At 63.3% G+C, this 2,584-nt stretch carries 3 protein-coding genes; 2 read left to right on the top strand and 1 reads right to left on the bottom strand.

Features of this window, described 5'->3' with window-relative positions:
- Positions 1-53: 53 nt before the first annotated feature.
- Entirely contained in the window at positions 54-839 is a 786-nt protein-coding gene (locus XI05_RS09070) for an SDR family NAD(P)-dependent oxidoreductase (RefSeq protein WP_271500760.1), read from the bottom strand.
- 133 nt (positions 840-972) lie between these two features.
- Between XI05_RS09070 and XI05_RS09065 the strand changes: the two genes are divergently transcribed.
- Entirely contained in the window at positions 973-1,671 is a 699-nt protein-coding gene (locus XI05_RS09065; protein ID WP_271500757.1) for a histidine phosphatase family protein, read from the top strand.
- A gap of 34 nt (positions 1,672-1,705) precedes the next feature.
- On the top strand, positions 1,706-2,473 hold the full coding sequence (locus XI05_RS09060; protein WP_271500755.1) for an SDR family NAD(P)-dependent oxidoreductase: 768 nt from the start codon (positions 1,706-1,708) through the stop codon (positions 2,471-2,473).
- Positions 2,474-2,584: the final 111 nt, after the last annotated feature.

Raw genomic sequence — 2,584 nt, 5'->3', positions numbered from 1 at the left:
ACTCTGCGCCGCAACGCTTGCGCGCTGCGTCGCGTCCGGGACATGAGTGCGAGCTAAACCGGCTTGCCCGTATACGGCATCGATGCCGTCAAGCCGCCATCCACCGGGAACGCTTGCCCGTTGACATACGAGGCCTCGTCGCTCGCCAGGAACAGTCCCATCGCCGCGAGCTCGTGGGGCTGGCCGGGGCGCTTGAGCGGATTGAGCTGGCCGATCTTGTCTTGGGTGCCGCGCTCCTTGGCGCGGTCGAAGATCGGCTTGGTCATGCCGGTTTCGATCAGGCCGGGGCAGACCGCATTGATGCGCACGCCGGTGCCGGTGAGCGAATAGGCCGTCGTTTGCACCAGGCTGATCACGCCGGCCTTGCTCGCGGCATAGGGATGCCCGCTCGCGCCGGCCTTGAGACCCGCGACAGAGGCGGTCAGCACGATCGCGCCGGACTGCTGCTTGACCATATGCGGCATGGCGTATTTCACCGCCAGAAACGGCCCGATCAGATTGACGCGCAGGACTTCCTGCCAATGCTCGACGGTCTGCTCCGCGAGCGGAACGAGTCCACCGGAGACGCCGGCATTGGCCCAGATGACATCGAGCCGGCCGTGCGTCTTCACGGCCTTGTCGATCATTGCGATGACGTCCTTTTCGGAGCCGGCATCCGCAACCATCGCTTCCGCGACGCCGCCGGCCTTCTTGATCCCCTCGACCGTCTCCTTCACAGCTTCGGTGCGATCGACCGCGATCAGCTTGCCGCCTTCCCTGGTGAACAGCAGCGCAGCCGCACGGCCGATGCCGCTGCCGGCGCCGGTGATGATGACGGATTTGCCTTGCAGGCGGCCCATGCGTTTCTCCCTTTTGCTCGCGCACAACGCTTGCCGTGCGACGGAATTTCAAACAAGATTTCAAACGGCAAAGTGTCTTGAGACACGTTCGCTACTCACGTACAGCGACATCAGACGGGATGGAAGGGTTTCGATGGCAGGTGCAGACAAGCCGAAGGTGGTCATCACGCGGTGGTGGTGGGTCCGTCACGCGCCGGTGCGCAACGACGGCGGCAACATCTACGGGCAGAGCGACATCGCCTGCGACACCAGCGATATCTACGTGTTCAATGCTGTTGCCAAGGTGCTGCCACGCCAGGCGGTCTGGTATTCGAGCAATCTGGTGCGAACCCATCAAACTGCCGAGGCGATCTGGGCCGCAGGTTTTCCAAGGCCGGAAGCGATGAAGTGGGAGGCGGATCTCGCCGAGCAGAACCTCGGCCGCTGGCAGGGCATGAACCGCGCCCAGTTCATTGCCAGCCGCCCCGTCGGCGCGAGCTGGTTCGCCGACATCAACGAGCCCGCACCCGGCGGCGAAAGCTTCATGGACCTCTACAACCGCACGCGCCGCACCATCGAGCGGATCAACAGAGAGGCGGCCGGGCAGGACATTATCGCGGTGGCGCATGGCGGCACCATCAAGGCGGCGGTCGGTCTTGCGCTCGGTGACCGGCCGGAGCAGGGGCTCGCATTCGATATCGACAATGTGTCGGTGACGCGGCTCGATCATTTCGCAAGCCCCGAGCGCACCCTCTGGCGGCTGCCGATGGTCAATCAGCAGCCGTGGATCGCGGATCCCGCGCACGCGGCAATGCATCAGCCGGCGGGACCGGAAGTCAAGAAGCTGGCCTGACACTGAATACGAAAAATCAATCTGGGAGAGAAGCATGACCTTGTTCGACATGAAGGGAAAAGTCGCCGTCATCACGGGATCGACGCGTGGCATCGGGCTCGCAATCGCCGAGCGCATGGCCGAGCACGGCGCCAAGGTGGTGATCTCCTCGCGCAAGGCCGACGTGTGCGAGCAGGTGGCGAAAGGCATCAATGACAGATTCGGCAAAGGCACCGCGGTCGCGGTCGCCGCCAACATCTCGTCGAAAGAGAACCTGCAAAACCTCGTCGACGAGAGCAACCGAGCCTTCGGCAAGATCGACGTGCTGGTCTGCAATGCGGCTTCGAATCCGTATTACGGCCCGCTCGCCGGCATTTCCGACGATCAGTTCAGGAAGATCCTGGACAACAACATCGTCGCGAACAACTGGCTGATCTCGATGGTGGTGCCGCAGATGATCGAGCGCAAGGACGGCTCGATCATCATCGTCTCCTCGATCGGCGGCCTCAAGGGCTCGACCATCCTCGGTGCCTACGCCATCTCGAAAGCCGCCGACATGCAGCTCGCGCGCAACCTCGCCTGCGAATACGGCAAGCACAACATCCGCGTGAACTGCATCGCGCCCGGCCTGATCAAGACCGATTTCGCAAAGGCGCTGTGGGACAATCCGGAGAACCTGAAAGCCTCGACCTCGCGCTCGCCGCTCTTGCGCATCGGCATCCCCGACGAGATCGCGGGCGCGGCCGTGTTCCTGGGCTCGAAGGCCGGCGACTTCATGACCGGCCAGACCATGGTGATCGACGGCGGCGCGACGATCAGCTGATGGTGTGAGATGAGGTCGAGGTGTGGCCGCCAGGAACAGTGCGCTCCCTCTCCCGCTTGCGAGGGCTTTGCTTAATCGGGTGTGCGGGAGCAGTTCCCGATATGAGATTTT

This window comes from Bradyrhizobium sp. CCBAU 11357, assembly GCF_028128865.1.
In the GTDB taxonomy this organism is placed as follows: Bacteria; Pseudomonadota; Alphaproteobacteria; order Rhizobiales; family Xanthobacteraceae; genus Bradyrhizobium.
The sequence above is the reverse complement of the archived record's forward strand: the minus strand, read 5'-3'. Positions and strand labels throughout refer to the sequence as shown.

Bases quoted from the DNA above. Each gene is read 5' to 3' on its own strand.
- XI05_RS09060 (WP_271500755.1), top strand. From the start codon at position 1,706: ATGACCTTGTTCGACATGAAGGGAAAAGTCGCCGTCATCACGGGATCG.
- XI05_RS09070 (WP_271500760.1), bottom strand. From the start codon at position 839: ATGGGCCGCCTGCAAGGCAAATCCGTCATCATCACCGGCGCCGGCAGC.
- XI05_RS09065 (WP_271500757.1), top strand. From the start codon at position 973: ATGGCAGGTGCAGACAAGCCGAAGGTGGTCATCACGCGGTGGTGGTGG.